This window comes from Streptomyces sp. NPDC058701, assembly GCF_042715295.1.
GTDB lineage: Bacteria > Actinomycetota > Actinomycetes > Streptomycetales > Streptomycetaceae > Streptomyces.
Genome location: NZ_JBHXSY010000040.1, coordinates 1 through 20,351 on the forward strand (window position 1 = coordinate 1; position 20,351 = coordinate 20,351).

18 protein-coding genes and 2 pseudogenes are annotated in these 20,351 nt (G+C 70.2%); 8 read left to right on the top strand and 12 right to left on the bottom strand.

Annotated elements, in window-relative coordinates; translation table 11 throughout:
* Positions 1-124, bottom strand: a pseudogene (locus ACFWW8_RS30425) (RdlA protein); the annotation flags it as partial.
* Positions 125-319: 195 nt separating this feature from the next.
* Between ACFWW8_RS30425 and ACFWW8_RS30430 the strand changes: the two are divergent.
* Positions 320-1,813 (top strand): class I adenylate-forming enzyme family protein, encoded by a 1,494-nt coding sequence (locus tag ACFWW8_RS30430; protein WP_386533794.1) that lies wholly within the window; start codon positions 320-322, stop codon positions 1,811-1,813.
* 79 nt (positions 1,814-1,892) lie between these two features.
* On the opposite strand, the gene ACFWW8_RS30435 is transcribed toward ACFWW8_RS30430, so the two are convergent.
* The 5 genes from ACFWW8_RS30435 to ACFWW8_RS30455 all read right to left on the bottom strand — a co-directional run bounded on the left by ACFWW8_RS30435 (position 1,893) and on the right by ACFWW8_RS30455 (position 5,887).
* A complete protein-coding gene (locus ACFWW8_RS30435) occupies positions 1,893-2,573 on the bottom strand; it encodes a DUF4230 domain-containing protein (protein WP_386533796.1) in 681 nt (226 codons plus the stop codon).
* A 37-nt stretch (positions 2,574-2,610) separates the two neighbouring features.
* Positions 2,611-3,765 carry a serine hydrolase domain-containing protein gene (locus tag ACFWW8_RS30440; RefSeq protein WP_386533798.1) on the bottom strand — a complete coding sequence of 385 codons (1,155 nt, stop codon included), beginning with the start codon at positions 3,763-3,765 and terminating at the stop codon, positions 2,611-2,613.
* 181 nt (positions 3,766-3,946) lie between these two features.
* Positions 3,947-4,126: a hypothetical protein gene (locus tag ACFWW8_RS30445; protein ID WP_386533801.1), complete on the bottom strand. Its 180-nt coding sequence runs from the start codon at positions 4,124-4,126 to the stop codon at positions 3,947-3,949.
* A gap of 64 nt (positions 4,127-4,190) precedes the next feature.
* Positions 4,191-5,474: an RNA polymerase sigma factor gene (locus tag ACFWW8_RS30450; protein WP_386533804.1), complete on the bottom strand. Its 1,284-nt coding sequence runs from the start codon at positions 5,472-5,474 to the stop codon at positions 4,191-4,193.
* Positions 5,471-5,887 (bottom strand): YciI family protein, encoded by a 417-nt coding sequence (locus ACFWW8_RS30455; protein WP_386533806.1) that lies wholly within the window; start codon positions 5,885-5,887, stop codon positions 5,471-5,473. The genes ACFWW8_RS30450 and ACFWW8_RS30455 overlap by 4 nt, the downstream gene beginning before the upstream one ends.
* Positions 5,888-6,084: 197 nt before the next feature.
* Between ACFWW8_RS30455 and ACFWW8_RS30460 the strand changes: the two genes are divergently transcribed.
* The 4 genes from ACFWW8_RS30460 to ACFWW8_RS30475 all read left to right on the top strand — a co-directional run bounded on the left by ACFWW8_RS30460 (position 6,085) and on the right by ACFWW8_RS30475 (position 10,152).
* The gene (locus ACFWW8_RS30460; protein WP_386533809.1) at positions 6,085-6,306 is read left to right on the top strand and encodes a hypothetical protein; all 222 of its coding nucleotides are present in this window, start codon (positions 6,085-6,087) and stop codon (positions 6,304-6,306) included.
* A 71-nt stretch (positions 6,307-6,377) separates the two neighbouring features.
* Positions 6,378-8,687 carry a molybdopterin-dependent oxidoreductase gene (locus ACFWW8_RS30465; protein ID WP_386533811.1) on the top strand — a complete coding sequence of 770 codons (2,310 nt, stop codon included), beginning with the start codon at positions 6,378-6,380 and terminating at the stop codon, positions 8,685-8,687.
* Between the two features lie 144 nt (positions 8,688-8,831).
* A complete protein-coding gene (locus ACFWW8_RS30470) occupies positions 8,832-9,380 on the top strand; it encodes an EF-hand domain-containing protein (protein WP_386533814.1) in 549 nt (182 codons plus the stop codon).
* A gap of 340 nt (positions 9,381-9,720) precedes the next feature.
* Positions 9,721-10,152 (top strand): cupin domain-containing protein, encoded by a 432-nt coding sequence (locus ACFWW8_RS30475; protein WP_386533820.1) that lies wholly within the window; start codon positions 9,721-9,723, stop codon positions 10,150-10,152.
* Positions 10,153-10,498: 346 nt separating this feature from the next.
* On the opposite strand, the gene ACFWW8_RS30480 is transcribed toward ACFWW8_RS30475, so the two are convergent.
* Positions 10,499-11,014, bottom strand: coding sequence for an Imm21 family immunity protein (locus tag ACFWW8_RS30480; protein WP_386533821.1), 516 nt, complete (start codon positions 11,012-11,014; stop codon positions 10,499-10,501).
* A gap of 1,574 nt (positions 11,015-12,588) precedes the next feature.
* Positions 12,589-13,110, bottom strand: a complete 522-nt coding sequence (locus ACFWW8_RS30485) for an alpha/beta fold hydrolase (protein ID WP_386533824.1) — start codon at positions 13,108-13,110, stop codon at positions 12,589-12,591.
* 517 nt (positions 13,111-13,627) lie between these two features.
* Between ACFWW8_RS30485 and ACFWW8_RS30490 the strand changes: the two genes are divergently transcribed.
* Positions 13,628-15,424 (top strand): oleate hydratase, encoded by a 1,797-nt coding sequence (locus tag ACFWW8_RS30490; protein ID WP_386533827.1) that lies wholly within the window; start codon positions 13,628-13,630, stop codon positions 15,422-15,424.
* A gap of 129 nt (positions 15,425-15,553) precedes the next feature.
* Here the strand turns inward: ACFWW8_RS30490 and ACFWW8_RS30495 are convergent, their stop codons facing one another.
* Complete coding sequence (locus ACFWW8_RS30495; protein WP_386533897.1) at positions 15,554-15,772, bottom strand: GlsB/YeaQ/YmgE family stress response membrane protein; 219 nt, start codon at positions 15,770-15,772, stop codon at positions 15,554-15,556.
* A gap of 768 nt (positions 15,773-16,540) precedes the next feature.
* Between ACFWW8_RS30495 and ACFWW8_RS30500 the strand changes: the two genes are divergently transcribed.
* Entirely contained in the window at positions 16,541-17,722 is a 1,182-nt protein-coding gene (locus ACFWW8_RS30500) for an RCC1 domain-containing protein (RefSeq protein ID WP_386533829.1), read from the top strand.
* A gap of 179 nt (positions 17,723-17,901) precedes the next feature.
* Here ACFWW8_RS30500 and ACFWW8_RS30505 read toward each other — a convergent pair.
* From ACFWW8_RS30505 to galT, 3 genes and pseudogenes are all read right to left on the bottom strand, one after another.
* A pseudogene (locus ACFWW8_RS30505) lies at positions 17,902-18,084 on the bottom strand (ricin-type beta-trefoil lectin domain protein); the annotation flags it as partial.
* A gap of 82 nt (positions 18,085-18,166) precedes the next feature.
* Positions 18,167-18,667: a galactokinase family protein gene (locus ACFWW8_RS30510; RefSeq protein WP_386533832.1), complete on the bottom strand. Its 501-nt coding sequence runs from the start codon at positions 18,665-18,667 to the stop codon at positions 18,167-18,169.
* Positions 18,668-18,862: 195 nt separating this feature from the next.
* Positions 18,863-19,909, bottom strand: coding sequence for a galactose-1-phosphate uridylyltransferase (gene galT / locus ACFWW8_RS30515; protein WP_386533835.1), 1,047 nt, complete (start codon positions 19,907-19,909; stop codon positions 18,863-18,865).
* A gap of 253 nt (positions 19,910-20,162) precedes the next feature.
* Between galT and ACFWW8_RS30520 the strand changes: the two genes are divergently transcribed.
* Positions 20,163-20,291, top strand: a complete 129-nt coding sequence (locus ACFWW8_RS30520) for a hypothetical protein (protein WP_386533837.1) — start codon at positions 20,163-20,165, stop codon at positions 20,289-20,291.
* The last annotated feature ends 60 nt before the right edge of the window (positions 20,292-20,351 follow it).

A 20,351-nucleotide genomic window follows, 5' to 3' on the forward strand; every position in this document is an offset into this window, starting at 1 on the left:
CGTTGCCGTTGACGGTGTTGACCCCGTTGTCGTTGCCGATGGCCATGGCCGGGGCGGCAACGGCGGCGCCGGCGCCCAGGATCGACGCGGTGGCGGCGGCGGTGGCCATCATCTTCTTGATCATCATGGTTCAAGGTCTTTCTGTTGCACGAGTGCACGGTGCACGGTGGTGAGCATCTTGATCAACGCCCGGACCTCCGACAAGTTCCGCTGCTTCACCCGATCAGCCGTGCGGCAACGCCCCCGGCCGGCGGGGCGGCACTGTTCGCGGTCGGCCTGTACGGTCGGCCGGAACGCACGGAAAGGCAGGTGGCACGTGGTGGCCGCACGGTATGTCACGGAACTGGTGGGCTCGTTCGAGCGGTACGCGCAGCGGCCGGCGATCGGCGTCGGCCGCCGGGTCGCGTCGTACGGGGAGGTGCTGGACTCGGCGTACCGGCTGGCGGGGGCGCTCGCGGAGGCGGGGGTCGGGCGTGGCTCGGGGCTCGCCTGTGTGACGGGCCGCAACCGCCCCGAGGTGCTGGAGGTGCGCCTCGCCGCGCACGTACTGGGCGCGCGGCTCACCCAGGTGCTCGCCGGACCGGCCCTGTACGGCCTGGACTTCGTCCTGCGGGACTGCCGGCCCGACCTGGTGGTGCACGACGTGCCGGTACCGGCCACCGGGGCGCCCCGGCTCGGCCTGGACGAGTTGCTCGGGCGGGCCGCCGGGCGGGAGGGCACGGTGGTCCCCGTACGGGCCCGCGAGGACGACGTGGCGCGGGTGACCTACACCGGCGGTACCACCGGGCTGCCCAAGGGGGTGGCCTCCACCTTCGGCGCGATGGCCGCGCGGAACTCAGTGCGCGCCCCGGGGTGGGCGGATCCGGTGTACCTGTCGGTCACCTCCCTGGCGCAGCGGTCCGGCGGGCGGTGCATGGAACAGCTGCGGGCCGGGGGCCGGGTGGAGGTCCTCGACCCGTTCGGGCCACGGGAGTTCGCCGCGGCCTGCCGGCGCCTGGGCCGGGTCTCGACGTACCTGACCACCTCGATGGTCTACCGCCTGCTGGACGACCCGGAAACCGCCGCCGGCGTGCCCGGGCTGGAGGCCGTCTCCTACGGCGACTCGCCCGTCCACCCCGAGCGGCTGAAGGAGGCGGTGTCCCGCTGGGGCGGGCGGTGGCAGCAGGGTTACGGCATGAACGAGGCGGCGGTGATCTGCCGGCTCTCCCCCGCCGACCACGAGGCCGCGGTGGCCGGGCGACCGGAACTTCTGGGCTCGGTCGGGCGGCCCGTCGCCGGCGTCGAGGTCCGGGTCCGCGACGAGCGGGGCGCGGAGGTGCCCGACGGGCGTACGGGTGAGGTGTGGATGCGCTCGGCGGCGGTGATGGCCGGGTACTGGGGCCGGCCGGATCTCACGGAAGGGGTGCTGAGCGGGGGGTGGTTGCGGACGGGCGACCTCGGGCACCTCGGGCCGGACGGGTACCTGTACCTCGACGACCGGGTCAAGGACGTGGTGATGGTCGACGGGGACAACGTGTACTGCGTGCCGGTCGAGGCCGCGCTGACCCGGCATCCGGGGGTGGCCCGGGCGGTGGTGGTGGGCCGGCACAGCGACCTGACGGGTGAGGAGGTGTGCGCGTTCCTCGTGCCGTCCGCGGGCTGGGCCGGGAGCGCGGAGACGGCCGAGGAGGCCTGTGACCTGGTGGAGAAGGCGCTGGCTCCGGCGCACCGGCCCACGGCGGTGTTCTGGGAGCGGGACATCCCGCTGACGGCCCGCGGCAAGCCGGACAAGCGGCTGCTCCGGGAGCGCCTGGCCGGCGGAGCGCTGCCGTAGCGGGGACACCCGGGCCCGGCCGTGGGGCCCCGGGCCTGGGTGACGGTGACCCGGCCAGGCGCAGGTGACGGTGACCCGGTCAGACGTAGGTGACGGTGACCCGGCTGAAGCCGAGCGAGCGCAGCAGCCCCTCCAGCATCGCGGCGGTGTTCTTCTCCGCCCGCTGGGTGAGGCCGCTGTCGCGGGCGGCGTCGGCGATGTGCCGGACCGCGAGCTTCTGGACGGCCTGCTCGCCGGACGGGTTGCCGGAGAAGAAGTCGCCGAGCCGGTCCAGGAGCCCGCGTTCCTTCGACACCGCGTAGGACCGGGCGGGATCGAGGGCGGGATCGCCGAGCGCGGCGTGCGGCAGCTTCAGGACGGCCTCGGTGCGGTCCTCGTTGACGGTGACGCTCTGCTCGCCGAGCCGGCCGAGGTCGACGTACGCGCTGACCGTGCCGGCGCCCACGTACAGGGTGCGGGTGCCGCGGATGGCGTCGGGGAGCAGCTTGGCGTCCTTCTCCAGGTCCACGACGACCTGGTAGTTCCCGGCCGCTCCCTCGTAACGGCTCATGTCCTGGATCGACTTGAGGACGGCGGGGCCGGTCCGGTCACGGGTCTCGTCGCCGAAGAGCGCGCCGAAGCCGGGGACCAGGCTGAAGCGGCCCGCGATGACGAGCAGCGCGGCGAGGGCCACGAGCACGGCGGCCGTCCGCACCAGCCACCGGGAGCCGGATCTCGCCGACTTCCCCGGTTCTTCGCGGAGTTGAGTGGAAGTCTCCATGTCCTCCGGATGCCCCGTCCGCGCGGCGCTACCCCCCTCAGCGGCCTGCCGCGGCGTACCTCCAGAAGTCCCGCATCAGGTCGGGTGAGGCCGGGCCGCTCAGTTCCCGCTGGGTGAGGAGGACGGCGACCGTTCCGGTGGCGGGGACGACGTGGGCGGCGGTGCCGGTCCCGCCGATCCAGCCGTAGCGCCCCGGGACGTTCCACGGGTCGGTGCGGTCCACGTCGACCGAGCCGCCGTAGCCCCAGCCCTGGCCCTCCAGGAAGAGGGCGCCCGCAGCGCGCTGCCCGGCCGTGAGGTGGTCGGTGGTCATCCGGCGCACGGACTCCGGTGAGAGCAGCCGGCCGCCCGCGTACGCGCCCTCCGCGAGCAGCATCCGGCCGAAGGCGAGCCAGTCGTCGGCGGTGGACACGAGACCGCCCGCCCCGGAGGGGAAGGCGGGCGGGCGGGACCACTGGCCGTCGGGGGCGTCGACGAGTTCGGGGGCGCCGCCGCCGGGCGCGGACCGGTAGTACGAGGTGAGCCGGTGGAGCCGGTCCGGCGGTACGGCGAAGCCGGTGTCGGTCATGCCGAGGGGCTCGAAGACGCGCTCCGCCAGGAGGTCCGGGAGCGGCTGTCCGCCGGCGCGGGCCAGGAGGACTCCGAGGATGTCGGAGCAGGTGTTGTACAGCCAGGCCCGGCCGGGCTGGTGGAGGAGCGGGATGCGGGCGAGCGCCGCCGTCCACGCGTCGGGATCGGCGACCTGCTGGGGCTCCGGCGGGCCCTGCTTCAGTTCGCTGAAGAGCAGCTGGACGGCGGGCAGCGAGAAGTCCGAGGGGAATCCGTATCCGGCGCGGAAGGTGAGCAGGTCCTCGACGGTGATCGGGCGCTCGGCGGGGACCACGTCGTCGACGGGCGAGGACGGCGTACGGACCACCGTGGGCTCGGCGAGTTCCGGGAGCCAGCGCCTGACGGGCGCGTCGAGGGCGAGCAGGCCGTCCTCGATCAGCATCATCGTGGCCGCGGCGGTCACGGGCTTGGTGATCGAGGCGATCCTGAAGAGGGAGTCGCGGGCCATGGGGGACGATCCGACGGTGTCGGCGGACCCTGCGGCCGCCACTTCGACGTCGTCGCCATGGGCCACCAGTGCCACCGCGCCGGGGAGGGATCCGTCCTCGACGTGTGCCTGGAGGAGGCCGTGCAGGTCGCTCATGTCCACCATCTCGCTTCTCTCGCGTACGGGTGCTCGTGGGACGCGTAGGACTCGCAGGAGAAGACTGTCGCCGGACCGTGAATTCATCGGTCCGGCGCGAGGGCGGCAGAAGCAAGGGTGGCAGGTACGGGGTCCCCGCGCGCGCGGGTCCGTGGGGGCGGGCGCGGGTTCCCGGGAGTCGTCAGGCCGCGGGTACGACCGAGGCCCTTATCGCCGCGGCCCACTCCTGGAGCAGCGTCGCGTGACGCACGCGCTCGGCGTCGGAGAGGCGGCCCTCGGCGCGGGCGAAGAGGCAGCGGATGTCGGCGTTGATCTCGGCGAGGGGACGCTCGGGGGCGCTGGTGTCAGGGGTCGGGCTCACGTGATCAAGAGTAGGCGGCGGGTCTGACAGTCGTGGGCCGCGTCCGTCATGCGGACGCCGCCGGTTACTCACCGATACGAGCCGCCCGGCCTTGAAGGTAGCGGCGTTCCGGGATGCTCAGGGTGAGCCCGGCCGCCTTCGCGTAGGCGGCGCGGGCCTGCGACAGGTCGCCGGCCCGCTCCAGCAGGTGGGCCCGTACGGCCTCCAGGCGGTGGTGGCCGGCCAGCCGGCCGTAGCCGTCCAGGTCGGACAGCAGGGCGAGGGCCCGGCGCGGCCCGTGCACCATGGCCACGGCGACCGCGTGCCCGAGCTGTTCCGCGGGGCCGGGCACCATCCGGATCAGGACCTCGTACAGGGCGAGGATCTGCGGCCAGTCGGTGTCCTCGTCGCGGGCGGCCTCGTCGTGGACGGCGGCGATCGCGGCGCGCAGCTGGTAGGGGCCGGGCCGGGAGCGGGCGAGCGCGTCGGTGAGCAGGGCGAGCCCCTCGGTGACGGCCGCGCGGTCCCAGCGGGTGCGGTCCTGTTCGGCGAGCGGGACGAGGCCGCCGTCCGGGGTGGTGCGGGCGGCGCGGCGGGCGTCGGTGAGCAGCATGAGGGCGAGCAGGCCGGCGACCTCGGCGTCGGCGGGCAGCAGGTGGTGGACGGAGCGGGTGAGGCGGATCGCCTCGGCGGCGAGGTCGGCGCGCCGGAGGTCGCGGCCGGAGGTGGCGGTGTAGCCCTCGTTGAAGATCAGGTAGAGGACGTGCAGGACGTCCGCGAGCCGGCCGGCGCGTTCCCGGGCGTCCGGGAGCCCGAACGGCGCCCCCGCGGCCTTGATCCGCCGCTTGGCACGGCTGATGCGCTGGGCCATCGTCGCCTCCGGGACGAGGTGGGCCCGGGCGATCTCGGCGGTGGTGAGGCCTCCCACGGCGCGCAGGGTGAGCGCGGTCCGGGCCTCGGCGGAGAGTTCGGCGCCGCAGCACAGGAAGAGCAGCGCGAGCGTGTCCTCCTCGGCGGGGGCCCGGCCCTCGCCCGGCGGCGGGGCGGTGAACGCGTCGCGCGGGGTCAGTGCCGCTGCGGTCTCCTCGCGGCGCCGGCGTGCGTCGTCGGCACGCAGCTGGTCGACGAGGCGGCGGGAGGCGACCCGGATCAGCCAGCCGCGCGGGTTGCGGGGGCGGCCTTCGGCGGGCCACTGCCGTGCGGCGGCGAGCAGGGCCTCCTGTACGGCGTCCTCGGCGGCGTCGAAGTGCCCGTAGCGGCGCACGAGCGCGCCGAGGACCTGCGGGGCCAGCCGGCGCAGCAGGTCCTCGTCCGGGTCGGCCGCCCCGGACACGGGGAAACCGCGTCCGGGGCCGGGGGCTTCGGTCACATCTCGGTCCCCGAGGCGCCGCCGACGGGGTGGACGACGACGGGGGGATTCGGTGCGCCCTCGGGCACGGGGCAGGCGTGGGCGCGGGCGGCGATCTCGGCGGCGCGGGCGAAGTCCGGGACGTCGATGATCCAGTATCCGGCCAGGACCTCCTTGGTCTCCCCGTACGGTCCGTCGGTCACCACCGGGGCGCCGTCGGCGCCGGCGGTGACCAGGCGGGCCTGCCGGGGTTCGGCGAGTCCCTGGCCGTCGACCCACTCGCCCGCTTCGGCGAGGTCGTCGTTCAGGGCGCCCATGTGGTCGAACATCGCTTTCAGGTCGGCTTCGGACCAGGCGGGGTTGCCCTCGCTCGGCCGGCCTGCCATGGCCTCGTAGTCGGACTGCTTCCCGAGGAGCATCAGCATGTACTTCATGGGGTGCCACTTCCTTCTGTTCGCGGGCCCCGACGCGGGTGGGGGCCTCTCGCAGGGGACGTCGGAGCCGTTCCTCCTATTTCGACACGTCGGCCGCGACCGCGCGCGACTGTTCCGCGCAATGCCGCCCTTGAGAGGGAGCGCTTGCCCCGCTCGAGCCGCAGGACCTCCTCGGACGCCGAGACCACCTGCCGGGAGTGGGTGACGACACCGACTTCCACGCCGAGCCGGTGGACCCGGCCGCCCTGGTCCGGCACGCGGCGCGGGACCGGGAGCCGGAGGCCGCGCGGAGCGCCGTCACCGTACGGACACACGCGGAGGCCGGATGTCTGCTGGCGGGGAAGGCACCGCCGAGGAGCACCTCGGGGATTGGGCAGCAGACCGTGGGGGAAGTCTCTGTCCCGCGGCTCGTCGACTGAAGTGGAGCCTCTCTGATGTGAGCATCTCTGTCCGCGGACAAGGCAAACCTCGGCGAGGGAGTTGATGCACGGTGGAACGACGCATGTCGGTTGCGACGCACTGGGGCAGCTTTGTTGCGGTGGTCGATTCCGGCCGGTTGGTGCGCATCGAGCCGAAGGAGGACGATCCCGCACCGTCGCTCATCGGCCCCGGAATGGTGACAGCCGCCGACGACAGCGCCCGCGTGTTGCGACCCGCGGTGCGCAAGGGCTGGCTGAACGGCCTGCCGCGAGCCCATGACTCGGCCAGAGGCGCGGACGCCTTCGTCGAAGTGAGCTGGGACGACGCGCTCACGCTGGTCAGTGATGAACTCCGTCGGGTGCGTTCACAGCACGGAGACAGCGCGGTGTTCGGCGGATCCTACGGCTGGGCGAGTGCGGGCGCGTTCCACAACGCGCAGCGGCAACTCCAACGGTTCCTGGCGTTAGGCGGGGGGTATACCGACTCGCGCAACACGTACAGCACCGCGGCTTTGGAGGTGATCCTCCCCCATGTGATCGGCGGGCATCCGTGGAGCTACCAGTCCCGGATGCCGATGTGGAACGAGATCGCCGAGAACGGTGAGTTCGTGGTCGCGTTCGGCGGCCTGGCCCTCAAGAACAGCCAGATCAACCCTGGCGGGCTGGCGAGGCACCAGACGCAGCACCTGCAGCGCCAGTGCCGTGAGGCCGGGGTGCGGTTCGTGAACGTCAGTCCCATCCGCAGCGACGTCGCCGGCTTCCTCGACGCCGAGTGGCTGCCCGTCGTCCCCAACACCGACACCGCCGCGATGCTCGGCATCGCCCACACGATGCTGGTCAACGGGTGGCACGACGAGGACTTCCTCCGCCGCTGCTGCGTCGGGTTCGACCGCTTCGCCTCCTACCTGGTCGGCGAACTCGATGGCGTCCCCAAGGACGCCGCCTGGGCGGCGGAGATCACGGGCATCAGCCGCGACACGCTCATCGACCTCGCCCGCCGCCTCACCACCCAGCGTTCCCTCATCATGGTCAACTACGCGGTGCAACGCGCAGACCACGGCGAACAACCGATCTGGATGTCCGTCGTGCTGGCCGCCATGGCCGGCTCGATGGGCCGGCCTGGCGGCGGCTGGGGCGCAGGTTACGCGACGATGGACGCGACCGGCGTCGCCCCAGGACGCCCCTCGGTGGCGACGCTCCCCGAGGTGACCAATCCCGTCCCGGATTTCATCCCGGTCGCAAGGATCGCCGATACCCTGCTGCATCCGGGAAAGACCATCGACTACGACGGCCGGCGCCTCACCTTGCCCGAGCTGCGACTCGTGTACTGGTGCGGAGGGAACCCGTTCCACCACCACCAGGACCTGCATCGGTTGACCCGCGCCTGGCAGACCCCCGACACGGTGGTGGTTCACGAAGCCTGGTGGAACACCACGGCGAAGTTCGCGGACATCGTCCTCCCCGTCGCCACCGGCCTGGAACGCGACGACTTCACCGCCGGATTCTCCGACCCCCACCTCGTCGCGATGCCGAAGGTCCGCGAGCCGGAGGGCGAGTCGCGCACCGACCACCAGATCTTCGCCGCCTTGGCCTCCCGGCTCGGATACGAGAAGGAGTTCACACAGTCGCGTTCCGAGAGCGAATGGGTCCGACACCTCTACGAGCAGACGAGGGCCACACTCGGCGACGATGCCGCGTTGCCGAGTTTCGACGACTTCTGGCGCACCTCCACCGCACAACTGCCGGCGCTGGCCGGACCGTTTCCCGGGAGCTTCGAGGCGCTCCGCTCAGATCCGCAGCGCTTCCCCTTGCCGACGCCGTCGGGCCGGATCGAGATCTTCTCCGAGGAGATCGACTCGTTCGGCTACGACGACTGCGCCGGGCATCCGACGTGGTTCGAACCAGTGGAGTGGCTCCACGCTGATCTGGCGGACCGATTCCCGCTCCATTTGATCTCAAATCAGCCCGCCTCGCGCCTGCACAGCCAGTACGACAACGGCGGCCACAGCCTCAGTTCAAAGATCCGTGGCCGGGAGCCCGTGACGCTCAATCCGTCGGACGCCGCGTCGCGCGGCGTCGAGAACGGCATGATCGTACGCGTCTACAACGACCGAGGCAGCTGCCTTGCGGGCGCAGTCCTGTCGGACGACGTCATGCCAGGCGTCGTACAACTGTCCACCGGAGCGTGGTGGGATCCGGTCCAGCCGGGCCTGAGCGGAACCTTGGACCGCCACGGCAATCCGAACGTCCTCACGGCCGATCGGCCATGCTCGCGCCTCTCCCAAGGGCCGAGCGCTCTCACTGCGCTGGTCGAGGTCGAGCTGTACGACGATCCCCCTCCTGAGGTACTCGCTTTCACACCACCCAAGCTCGAACGTTGACACGAAAGTTCCGGCGTCCCCGGGCCGGTTCTCCCACTCTCCATCGTCACGTGCACGGCAGGCTGCACAGGCTGCACCTGCCCGCCAAGGGGCTCCTCGCTGCACATTTGCGCTTACGTAACCGCATGAATACTGTGCGCAGTTGTGACTGCACTTCAAGACCTCAAGTACGGCCAGTGGTTCAGGGGCGCCGACGCCGACGGCGACGGGCTCATCACCCAGCGGGACGTCCGCATGATGAGCGAGCGCTACATCGCCGCCCGCGGCGCCACGCCGGACTCCACGACCGCCTTTCTCACCGATGGGATGGACGGGTTCTGGACGAACGTGATCGCCCCCATGGACCAGGACGGTGACGGGAAGGTCGATCTGCGGGAGATGACCGAAGGATTCAAGCGTGTCCTGACTGATCCCGCCCTCTACCCGGAACAGATCGAGCCGGTCACCAATTGCTTCTTCGACCTCGTCGATCTGAACGCAGACGGCAAGATCGACCAGGCGGAGTTCCAGAAGATGTTCGACTCGGTCGCCGCCGTTCCCGGCGAGGACTGTGCCGAGGTCTTCGCCGCCCTGGACCGGGACGGCTCCGGCGCGCTGGACCGGGCCGAATTCCACCAGGCACTTTCAGAATTCTTTTACGGCAACGACCCGGACGCTCCCGCCAACCACCTCTTCGGCAGGATCGCCGGCTGAGGACTCCAAAGCTCGGCCCAGGCCCCGTACGCCCACACCACTGCTGATGTGGCGTAGAGCGCGAAGGCCTCAGGGCAGGGCAGCCCCTGCAGCCACCTCTCCAGCCAGCGGCCGGGTGCCTCCAGTCAGCCTTCCGCATCAGCCCGGGGCCCCCTCCACGCTGATGCGGCGCTGCAGACCACGGGGGCGTCACGGATCGGGAGGCCGCTTCCGTGGGTCGGAAGAGCGATGACGTTCCTGTCCCGGGTGGTGTGGGCCGTCTCGCGGAGCTGCCGGTTGTGTCGCCAGGTGCCTGGCGTGAACTGATCGAACACTGTTGACGGTCTGTTGTACTGCGCTTATGGCAGATCACAAGCAGTGCACAGTGGTGCGTACGGGCCAGTACCAGGGTGTCCAGGGCGGCACGTTCGGCGCGGGAATCAGTGCTCAGTCGGCGGGAGCGGAGCGACTGTGCCTCCACCGGCTGGTGATGCCCGCCGGCAGCCGGGGCCGCCCTCACCTGCACGAGGGACACGAGTCGGCCATCTTCATCCAGTCCGGCCAGGTCGAGGTCTGGCACGGAGAGGGACTGGCGGAGCATACGCTGCTGCGGGCGGGCGACTACATCCACATCCCCGCCGACACCCCACACATGCCCGTGAACAACGGCGCGCAGGACATGGTGTGCCTGGTGGCGCGGACCGACCCCGACGAACAGGAAGGCGTCCGCCTGCTGGACCTGCCGGCGTGGCTGGAGTCCCGGGTGAGTTCGCTGCTTGTCGGCGCAGGCTGAACCGGCGGCGGCGGGCGGGCTCGGAAACCGTAGAGGCCCGAATGTGCGCCGTGCGTCGGGGCCGGAGCACGCACCAGCCAGGCGGACAAGCGGGTGAGGCGCCTCGCCGACCGTCATCGGTCCGCCTCAGGCTCGCCGCCCCGGCCCAGCAGACTGGACCCCTACAAGCCCTACTTAAGGCCGCCGGACACGTCCGCTACTTCGGCGACATACTCGCCTACCGCCTCGCCTGCACACTCCCCACCTGGATCGATGCAGTCGACCCCATCCGGCTACCCGGCCTCACAGGCTTCGCACTCCACCTGCTCCGAGACCTCGACGCCGTGATGTGCTTCAGTGACCCTCATCAACGACTCCCCGGGGTCTCAGCAACGTCGCGTCCGGCCAGCTCGACGAATCGGTGGACGCGAAAGGACGTCAGGTCATTGGGTTCGATGCTTGCCGAGTCCACCCGGTAGCGACCAGCAGCGAGTTCGAGAACGGTGCTGGCCGTGAGTGTCCCGGCTTCGGAGCCGAAGTAGGCGGCATCGAACAGCAGGAGCTCGCCAGTGGTACTCAGTACAGGCCCTTCCTCCCAATCGGTGGTGGGAAGGCCAGCCCGGATGATGTCGGCGACAGCATCCTCGCTCTCCGCGTAGCACCAACGGACGAGGACTCGGTGCTCCGGAAGGTATGCGGTCGAGAGAGGTTCATCCCCGAGGACCAGCGCCTCAGCTCCGTCAGACAGCGCGAGAACTCCAACGATATCCATCACCTCGCAAGCCCGGTCGTAGTCGCCGTCCGTTCCCGACCAGTGCAGCAGCGCGGTGCGTGGAACCACGATGAACGGGCCGCCCTCCGTCTCCAGCCACGTCAAAGACATTCCGCCTCCACCTCCAGGATTTCGGTGCCGTCGCGACAGCGTAAGTGCCGGGTCGGACAGCACCCGCGCCGGAGGTGGTCGAGGTGCGCGGTGACGGGCCCAGGGCGTGACTATCCCTGTCAATCGAAGGATGCCGTCACCCTCCACGACCACTCTCCTTTGTGCCAGAACTGACGGAGTGGCTGGCGGGGAGAGGAAACGGCCCTAGGCGTGGTTGTGTCCCCTGGTGCTGCCGAGGAGTTGGCCGCCGAGGCCCAGGCCAAGGCCAAGGCCATAGAGGATATGGCAGGGCATCTTCTGATGCATCACCGGGTGGCCCGCACGATCCGGTGGAGTGCTGCTGCTTCTCGTGACCGTCCTGACCTGCTCTTCCGTGCCGGGCTGCTGTGGTTGTGTTCAGGGCTGGAACACCCACTGAGTCGGAAGGGCGACGATTGGCGGGCAGTGTCCGTTCAGCCCAGCAGTGGCAGCCCCCCACGTCCGAGGCCCGGCAACCCATCACCCGACAGGGGCGGCTGACCGAGAGCAGTCAGATCCGTCGTCTGGGGGCCACCGGCGCCGGTTGTGGTGTCTGTCTTGGGGCCAGGGCTGCTGGGGTCGAGATGAGTCAGGCCCCCAAGACCTCCCAGAGCGTCAACCGGGCTGTCGGCCTGTGCCGCCGCCGCTCCGAGCATGAGCGTGGCCGCCGCCGCGACAGCCGCCGTAAGGACACGACGCAGGGAAAGCTCCTTCGCGTGAAGAGATCAACTTGCATGAGATGAACGCGTAAGGAGCCCATTGGTCACTGCGGGCGGTGCCCGGGACGCTGCAACCGCCGGTTGAGCCGATGCTCGCGCAGGCCGCGGAGGCGCTGCCCGGTCCGGGCGTGCTGGCGGGCGCCCCGGCCGTAGACACGCGGGCGTCGGCGCCCGTACGCGATCCGGACTGGGCCGCCCACCGCGCCCAGGCAGACAAGGAAGGCACTACGAGAGCACGGACGAGCACGAAGCCGACGCGTACGGCCGCGCTGGCCCGCATCAGCCACCACCAGAGCGAGGCCACGGCGGCGCGGTTCGCCGTGTTCCAGCCTTGGCCGCCGTCGGGCTCTCGGACGAGCAGGCTGACGACATCGTGTCGAAACTGGAGGCCGGGACGGTAGCCGGCGCCCACACCTGGATCTCCGAGAGCAGCGCCCCACACGAGTCCGAGCCTGGGTTCGAGGACGACTGGTTCGCCGGTGCCCGCGACGTTGCCAGCTACCTGCCTGCTGCTAATCGCCGACACCACCGCCGCAGCGCGGCCGCGCCGCTTCCAGCGCCATGTTGGTCTCAACCTTCTTCAGTCGGTCTCCCCCGCCCCGGAGGAGGCGCCGGCGGCGGACCCGGCTCCGGCGCTGGAGTTTCGTGCAGCAGCGCCGCGTTCGACTGGAGGAGATGCTGCGTACGGGCCGGGCAGCGAGCACGCGGATTGCTGGCCCCGCCGTCGTGACAGCCACACCCCAGGGCGGGCGGCCACGGCCGGCACACCACCGCGGTCGCGAACGGAGTACCGATCAGGTGGCGCCGGGGGCATCCGGCGGTCAGCCGTCAACGCTGCTACCGCACGTGTGCTTTGACCTCGCCGTAGACCGTTCGGTCGGTGCGCAGTCCCATGTGGTCGAGGCAGGTCGTGGTGGTGTTGACGGCTCCGGTAAGGGCGACGCTGCTCGCGGGGTTGATGATGCCGTCGCAGGGTGAGCCCCAGGTGGCGTAGCGGGTGGTGCCGGGGGTCTCGTCACCGGAGTTGAGGTTGTTCAGGAAGTTGGATTCCGGTCGCATCTCGATGCAGGGGGCGCCGGCGCACCAGCGTGCGGTCTCGGTGCCGTGGTTGGGTCCGGCAAGGGAGACCCAGGCGTCGACCTTGGAGGTGCCGCCGAAGTTCTTGAGGTAGTAGCGGGAGGAGAGGGCGCCCATCGAGTGGGTGACGATGTCGACCTTGGTGGCGCCGGTGGCGTCCAGAACGCGCTCGATCTCGTCGGCGAGTTGTTCTGCGGTGGTGGCGTTGGACTGGTTGGCGTTGTAGGTCCACTCGTCGAGATGTCCGGCCGGCCATCCGTCGGCCTCGAAGCGGTCGGTCATGGCCTGCCAGGTGGAGCCGTCGGAGTTCAGCCGTGGACGAAGACAACCGGGTCGGGGCCGCCGGCCTGGTGCCGGCTGTCGGCAGCGGACGCGGGGGCTGGGAGGAGGGGCATGAGCGCGAGGAGGAACGTGGAAACGCTCCGCGACACATTACGGGTCATGCGCGGCTTTTAACCTCCCGCCGGGAGGGGGGCCTACATCCAGGGCAGCGCTCACCCGCTCGGATGCAGGAATTCACCGCAGAAACGTGGCAGCTCGCGGGCCGCAGGCCGGCCGGAGACGGACCTGCCCGGCGCGGCACGCTGCATCGTGATCGCCACCCGGCAGGCGTGAGCCCCCACACGCGGCGGCGGTAGGAGGAGAGGCCATCGGGACTCCGCACCCCCGTCCCGAGCCCGTCCGCGACGGACAGCCTCGGTCGTTCCGTCCCTCGCGCTACTCCACTCGCCCGCGTCTGCACCAATATTGATGGTTATTGGAGAATATGTTCCTGTAGTCGGCCGTGAGGTCTCCGGCCGTGGCATCCGTCTGGGAAGAGGTCAGCGTGTACTACAGCAGCGGGAACTACGAGGCGTTCGCCCGCCCCCGCAAGCCCGACGGGGTGGAGGGGAAGACGGCCTGGTTCGTCGGGTCCGGACTCGCCGCACTCGCGGGCGCAGCGTTCCTGATCCGCGATGGACAGATGCAGGGCCACCGGATCACCATCCTGGAGCGGCTGAAGCTCGCCGGTGGCGCGCTGGACGGGATCAAGGAGCCGGAGAAGGGTTTCGTGATCCGCGGCGGCCGTGAGCTGGAGGACCACATGGAGTGCCTGTGGGACCTGTTCCGGTCGGTCCCCTCGATCGAGGTCGAGGGCGCGTCGGTGCTGGATGAGTTCTACTGGCTGAACAAGGACGACCCCAACGTCTCCCTCCAACGGGTCACCGAGCGCCAAGGCCGGGACGCGCACACCGAGGGCCGGTTCTCTCTGAGTGAGGGCGCGCAGAAGGACATCCTGAAGGTCTTCCTCGCCTCCCGGGAGGACATGGAGGCCAAGCGCATCAACGAGGTGTTCGGGCGGGAGTTCCTGGAGAGCACCTTCTGGCTGTACTGGCGGACGATGTTCGCGTTCGAGGAGTGGCACAGCGCGCTGGAGATGAAGCTCTGCCTGCACCGCTTCGTCCATCACGTGGGCGGGCTCCCTGACCTGTCCGCGCTGAAGTTCACCAAGTACAACCAGTACGAGTCCCTGGTGCTGCCGCTGACCCGGTGGCTGGTGGACCAAGGCGTGACCTTCCAGTTCGACACGGAGGTCACCGACGTCGACTTCGACATCACGCCCGAGCGCAAGCAGGCGACGCGCATTCACTGGGTCGCCGGGGGTGAGCCGGGCGGTGTTGAGCTGAGCGAGGACGACCTCGTCCTCACCACGATCGGGTCGCTGACCGAGAACTCGGACAACGGCGACCACCACACCGCGGCCCGGCTGCTGGACGGTCCGGCGCCGGCCTGGGACCTGTGGCGGCGCATCGCGCGCCGCGATCCGGCCTTCGGCCGCCCCGAGGTGTTCTGCGGAAACATCCCCGAGAGCAAGTGGGAGTCGGCCACCGTCACCACCCTCGACCCGCGCATCCCCCGCCTGATCGAGAAGATCACCCGGCGCGACCCCTTCAGCGGGAAGGTCGTCACCGGCGGCATCGTGACGGTGAGGGACTCCAGCTGGCTCCTGAGCTGGACGGTCAACCGGCAGCCGCACTTCAAGCAGCAGCCCGCGGACCAGATCGTCGTCTGGCTGTACGGGCTGTTCACCGACCGCCCCGGCGACTACGTGAAGAAGCCCATGCAGGACTGCACCGGAGAGGAGATCACCCAGGAGTGGCTCTACCACCTCGGCGTGCCCATCGACGAGATCGATGAACTCGCGGCGAGCGGCGCCCGCTGCGTTCCGGTGATGATGCCGTACGTCACCTCGTTCTTCCTGCCCCGCCGGGCCGGCGACCGCCCCCACGTGGTCCCCGAGAAAGCCGTGAACTTCGCGTTCATCGGACAGTTCGCCGAGACGACCCGGGACACGATCTTCACCACCGAGTACTCGGTCCGCACCGGCATGGAAGCGGCCTATCAGCTCCTCGGCATCGAACGCGGCGTCCCGGAGGTTTTCGGCTCCACCTACGACGTACGCACCCTCCTCGACGCCGCCTACCACCTCCGCGACGGCAAGCCCCTCGGCCTGCCCGGCCCGGAATCCGTACGCAAACACCTCCTGGCCAAACTGGACACCACCGAGATCGGCCGGCTACTGACCGATTCCGGGCTCCTCCGGGATGCCCCGTAAGGCAGGCCGTCCGGCTGTCCGCTTGGTCGGCTGTCGAGCGGACAGCGGCCCGGCCCCGTCAGACGGCAGCGGAACGGCCCCGCCTCGGAGGAGGGGGGCCGTTTGCGCCGACGGGTGGGGCTGGGTCGCTCAGGCGTGGCGGTGGTTGCGCTTGTTGCCGGTCACCAGACGGTAGACGGCGAGGAGGATGACGGAGCCGATGATGGCGGCGATCCAGGTGGAGAGGTCGAAGAAGCCGTCGATGGAGTCGACGCCGAAGATGACCTTGCCGAGCCAGCCGCCGAGCAGACCGCCCGCGACACCGATCAGCATGGTGATGATGATGCCGCCCGGGTCCTTGCCCGGCATCAAAGCCTTCGCGATGAGACCGGCGAGCAGCCCGATGATCTGCGTCTGCCGGATACCTAGGTTCGCCACCACGGCGTACGAGCTCTATGCCCTCCTCGGCCTGCAACGAGCACGCGTCCGTGCCATCAGCCTGCGCGCGCTAGATCTCCGCCCTGCGACCGTGGCCACCCACCAGCTCACCCTCGACCCGGGGACGACCGCGCCCTGGCGATCGAAGCGGTCACTGACCGCGCCCGCGCCCGCTACAGACCCGGCACCCCGCGCCCCGCGCCCCGCCCTAGCCAGCGCCGGCAGCCGAACCGTTCACGGAGCGCGCGGCAGGAACCGCCCTCCCGGCCATCACCGGTGATCGACCGACGCCGTCCGGGGCCGCGGTACGGCCTGCCGCGTGCAGCGGCGGCAGGCGCCAGCAGCAGCGTCTGCCTGCCCCAGGCTCTCTCGAAGGGCACGTTCGACGCACCCAGCCGCAGCCGTGCGGCGCCGACCACCCCACGCCGCGCAGGCCGCCGAGGCCACGCTCGTTGCTGCTCTCCGAACGCCAGGCGCTGTCTCGGCCCGGCCCCAAGGCGCCAGCCTCTAGCGGTCGGTGGCGTCTCGCGCCACCCGTCGCGCCCTTTCGATCCTTCGCGCCCCCACCCCTCGGAGCGCAGGCCGGAGCGAAACGATCATTCAAAGGATCACGATTACTACGCTTTGTGATGTCGCAAACACCTTGGGTGTTCCCGGTGCGTCCCTTGCGCCGTACGCCCATCACAGACAGGCGTGCTCATGAAACTGATCAGCAGCGTACGTCCCGCGAGGGCTTCGGTACGGTCCGGGCTCACGGTCCTGCTCGCGTTACTTACGGCCTCGGTCCTGGCTACCGCACCCACCGCAACCGCCCAGGAGGGACGGGTCAAGGCCTGGGGCAGCAACAGCAACCTGGCACTCGGCGACGATGCGGCCACCACGTCCCGGCAGACTCCGGCCGCGGTACCCGGCATCACCCCCAGCGACATCTCCGCCCTGACCTCCGGCCACGAACACAGCCTGGCGCTGCTCTCCAACGGCACCGTGGAGAGCTGGGGCCGCAACTCCGAAGGTCAGCTCGGCATCGGCACCGTGGCCCACCAGGCCGTAGCGGCCACCGTGAACAACCTGACCGGCGTGCGGGCCGTGTCCGCCGGCACCCTCCACAACCTGGCGCTGCTGTCCGACGGCACCGTCCGGTCCTGGGGCTACAACAACACCGGCCAGCTCGGCGACAACACCGTCATCCAGCGGACCACCCCCGTCACGGTCTCCGGTCTGACCAACGTCGAGGCCATCGCAGCGGGCGGGTACTTCAGCCTCGCCCTCATGTCCGACGGCACCGTCAAGGCGTGGGGCACCAACACCTACGGCCAACTCGGCGACGGCACCACCACCAACCGCAGCACCCCGGTCACCGTGTCCGGCCTGAGCGGCGTCCGCGCCATCACCGCGGGCGGCAACCACAGCCTCGCCCTCATGACCGACGGCACCGTCAAGGCCTGGGGTTACAACGTCAGCGGCCAACTCGGCGACAACACCGTGACCCAGCGCAACACCCCCGTCAGCGTCTCCGGCCTGACCGGTGTCCGCGCCATCACCGGCGCCACCAACGCCAACCACAGCCTCGCCCTCATGTCCGACGGCACCGTCAAGGGCTGGGGCGCCAACACCTCCGGCCAGCTCGGCGACGGCACCACCACCGACCGCCCCACCCCCGTCGTCATGGACGGTGTGTCCAACGTTCGCTCCATCGCCGCCGGGGGCAGCCACAGCCTCACCCTCACCCGCGAAGGACAGGTCAAAAGCGTCGGCGGCAACGCCTCCGGCCAGCTCGGCGACGGCACCACCACGACCCGCACGACCGTTGTCACCCCGGCCAGCGGACTGAGCAGCAGCTCACTCATCGCCGCCGGTTACGCGTTCAGCATCGCCGCCTGACCCCGAAGCACCTCCCGACTACTGCGGCCCGTCCCTACGGACGGGTCGCAGCTCGGTGCGACGGGAGCGCCTGCCCAGACCTCGCAGAGCTATTGCGATGGCAGGACAGGTCAAGAGGGCGAGACCTGGGTGGAATCCCGAGATGCTGCGCCCGGGTGAGCTGCACCTCCGCGAGCCTGTCAGCGACGGGGAGCAGACGCACGCCAGTCCTGGTGGCCGCCGCCGCAGTCCCACAGCTGTATCGGGGTTCCGGGTCCGGTCCGAGCGTTCAAGGCGTCCAGGCAGAGAGTTCCTTGATGAATGCTGCCGTCCCCGGTGATCGTCCAGCGCTGTTCCTGGCCACCGTTGCATTCCTCGGCGACAACGAGAGCACCGCGAGATTAGCCGCTGGATGCCCCGGCGCTCACCAACCCTCGGTAAGCCTCCTACACGATCTGAGCATGATCACTTCGCCAGATATCGGACAAGGTGACCCGCACTTTCTGCCGGCTGCGCCAGCAAGGCGAGCGTCGGCGCGCTGAGGCCGAGCCCGTACAGGTCGTTGGAAGCGAAGGCGACTGCGCACTCGAGCGCGGCCGAGGACGACAGACCCGCCCCCACTGGCACCGTACTGTCGATATGAAGATCGGCACCCCCGACCCGATGGCCGGCTTCGCGTAGCGCCCACACGACTCCTGCGGGATGGGCCGCCCAGGTGGTGCTGGCTCCAGGCACCACATTGGCGAGGGCACGATCGTGGACAGGGCCGCCACCTTGGGCGCTGTGCAGCCGCAGCCGCCCGCCCTCCCGGCGGCGCGCCGAAATCAGTGTGGTCTGCGGAATTGCGATGGGCATGGCGAGGCCGTCGTTGTAGCCGGTGGGTTCGCCTGTCAGGTTGACCCGGCCTGGCGCTGCCCACAGTCCGTGTGGTGGGGTGCCGAAGATGCCCCAAACCGCCTCTTTCACAAGGTCTCCTCACGCGCGAACGCCCAGGCGTCGGCGACGATGGCGTCCAGGTCAGTTCGGCGTGGTACCAGCCCCGGCGCGCGCGGACGCGTGCCTGCCGTGGGCGACGGCGACGTTGTAGTAGTGCAGGGAAACAGCGGCAGCCCCTGGACGACACGACGGCCTCCCCGCCGCTGCCGGTAACGGGGTGTCGACTCACGACGCGACCTCGCGCAGTCGCTGGGCCGCAGCTTCGGGGACGAGGTCGTTGACGAAGGATTCCATACCGGATTCGGCCCCAGCGAGAAACTTGAGCTTGCCCGCCGACCGTCGGGGGGTAAACAGCTCCAGATGCAGAGCCAGTTCCTGGCCCCCCGTCTTCGGCGCCTGGTGCCAGGCAGATATGTACGGGGTGGGCACCGGCACAGAAGCCCCCTGGCTGTGGAACAGGCGGTCGAACCGGCGCAGCAGCTCCACGTACATGCCGGGAAACTCAGCGCGCTCGGCCTCCGAGAGGCGGGTGAGGTCCAGGACGCGGCGGTGGGGGTACACGTGCACCTCGTAGGGCCAGCGGGCCGCGAAGGGAACGAACGCCGTCCAGTACCTCCCGGCCATGACCACCCGGGAGTCGGCGGCGCGCGCCTCGGCCAGCAGGTCCTCGAAGAGGTTCCCTCCCGTGGCCGCCCGGTGAGCGTCAGCGACGGCGACCATCTTGGCGGTCCGTGGCGGCATGAAAGGGAAGGCATAGATCTGGCCGTGCGGATGCGCGAGCGTAACGCCGATCTCAGCGCCGCGATTCTCGAAGCAGTAGACCTGCTCGATGCCGGGTAGGGACGAGAGCCAATCGGTCCGGTCCGTCCAGGCGTCGAGAACGAGGCGGGCGCGGTTATCGGCCAGGTCGGTGAAGCCGGCATGGTGATCTGGCGTATAGCACATCACCTCGCAGCGTCCTGTGGGTCGCGCCAGGGAGGGAAAGCGGTTCTCGAACACGGCCACCTCGTAGTCCGCTGCGGGGATTTCACTGTGGTGCCCGCCTCGGGAAGGACACAGCGGGCACGCGTCGGACGGCGGGTGGTGGATGCGTCCCTGCCGGTGTGGGGCGACGGCTACCCAATCACCCGTGGCACGGTCCAGCCGTAGCTCAGGCCTGCTCTGGACGGGTTCCAGCGGACGCTGGTCGAGCGCCCTGCGGTCGGTGCCGTCGTCGAGGTCGTAGTAGATCAGTTCGCGGCCGTCCGCGAGGTTCATGGTGGTCTTCTTCACGGAACGCCCGTCTCTTGACATCGGGGGCGGTCGGGTTGAATGAATGGCAACAAGAGCAAACACGAACAAACTGAAGTCAACGCCTCGTGCACATGGGAACCGCCTCGGCCGAGTCAGCCTTCGCTCGCACGGCTTCGATGCGCACCACAAGAGCGTGCAGCTCCCCGGCGGGACGGGTGGGGCGACCGGCGGGCAGCCGGCGTTTATCCCGCACCTGGCGAGGGCCGCGGTGGCGGTCGGTGCGGCGGGGGGCATGAAGGTCCACGAGGACCCGGCCCACGCCCTGGCCGACGGCAGCGACGGCGTCGCTCTGGACCGGCTTCCCGGCCTGCTGGCCGAGCTCAAGGCCGTGGAGGACCTCGTCACGGCGATGACGCCGTGAGCGTGGACGAAGCCGCCGTCGGGACGTAAGCGCGGGAAGTCCCGCGCGCCGGGACGTGGC

Coding starts and splice junctions, on each gene's coding strand:
- ACFWW8_RS30495 (WP_386533897.1), bottom strand. CDS start 15,772: ATGCCGGGCAAGGACCCGGGCGGCATCATCATCACCATGCTGATCGGT.
- ACFWW8_RS30480 (WP_386533821.1), bottom strand. CDS start 11,014: ATGTCTTTGACGTGGCTGGAGACGGAGGGCGGCCCGTTCATCGTGGTT.
- ACFWW8_RS30485 (WP_386533824.1), bottom strand. CDS start 13,110: ATGACCGACCGCTTCGAGGCCGACGGATGGCCGGCCGGACATCTCGAC.
- ACFWW8_RS30475 (WP_386533820.1), top strand. CDS start 9,721: ATGGCAGATCACAAGCAGTGCACAGTGGTGCGTACGGGCCAGTACCAG.
- ACFWW8_RS30435 (WP_386533796.1), bottom strand. CDS start 2,573: ATGGAGACTTCCACTCAACTCCGCGAAGAACCGGGGAAGTCGGCGAGA.
- ACFWW8_RS30500 (WP_386533829.1), top strand. CDS start 16,541: ATGAAACTGATCAGCAGCGTACGTCCCGCGAGGGCTTCGGTACGGTCC.
- ACFWW8_RS30520 (WP_386533837.1), top strand. CDS start 20,163: ATGAAGGTCCACGAGGACCCGGCCCACGCCCTGGCCGACGGCAGCGAC.
- ACFWW8_RS30455 (WP_386533806.1), bottom strand. CDS start 5,887: ATGAAGTACATGCTGATGCTCCTCGGGAAGCAGTCCGACTACGAGGCC.
- ACFWW8_RS30440 (WP_386533798.1), bottom strand. CDS start 3,765: ATGAGCGACCTGCACGGCCTCCTCCAGGCACACGTCGAGGACGGATCC.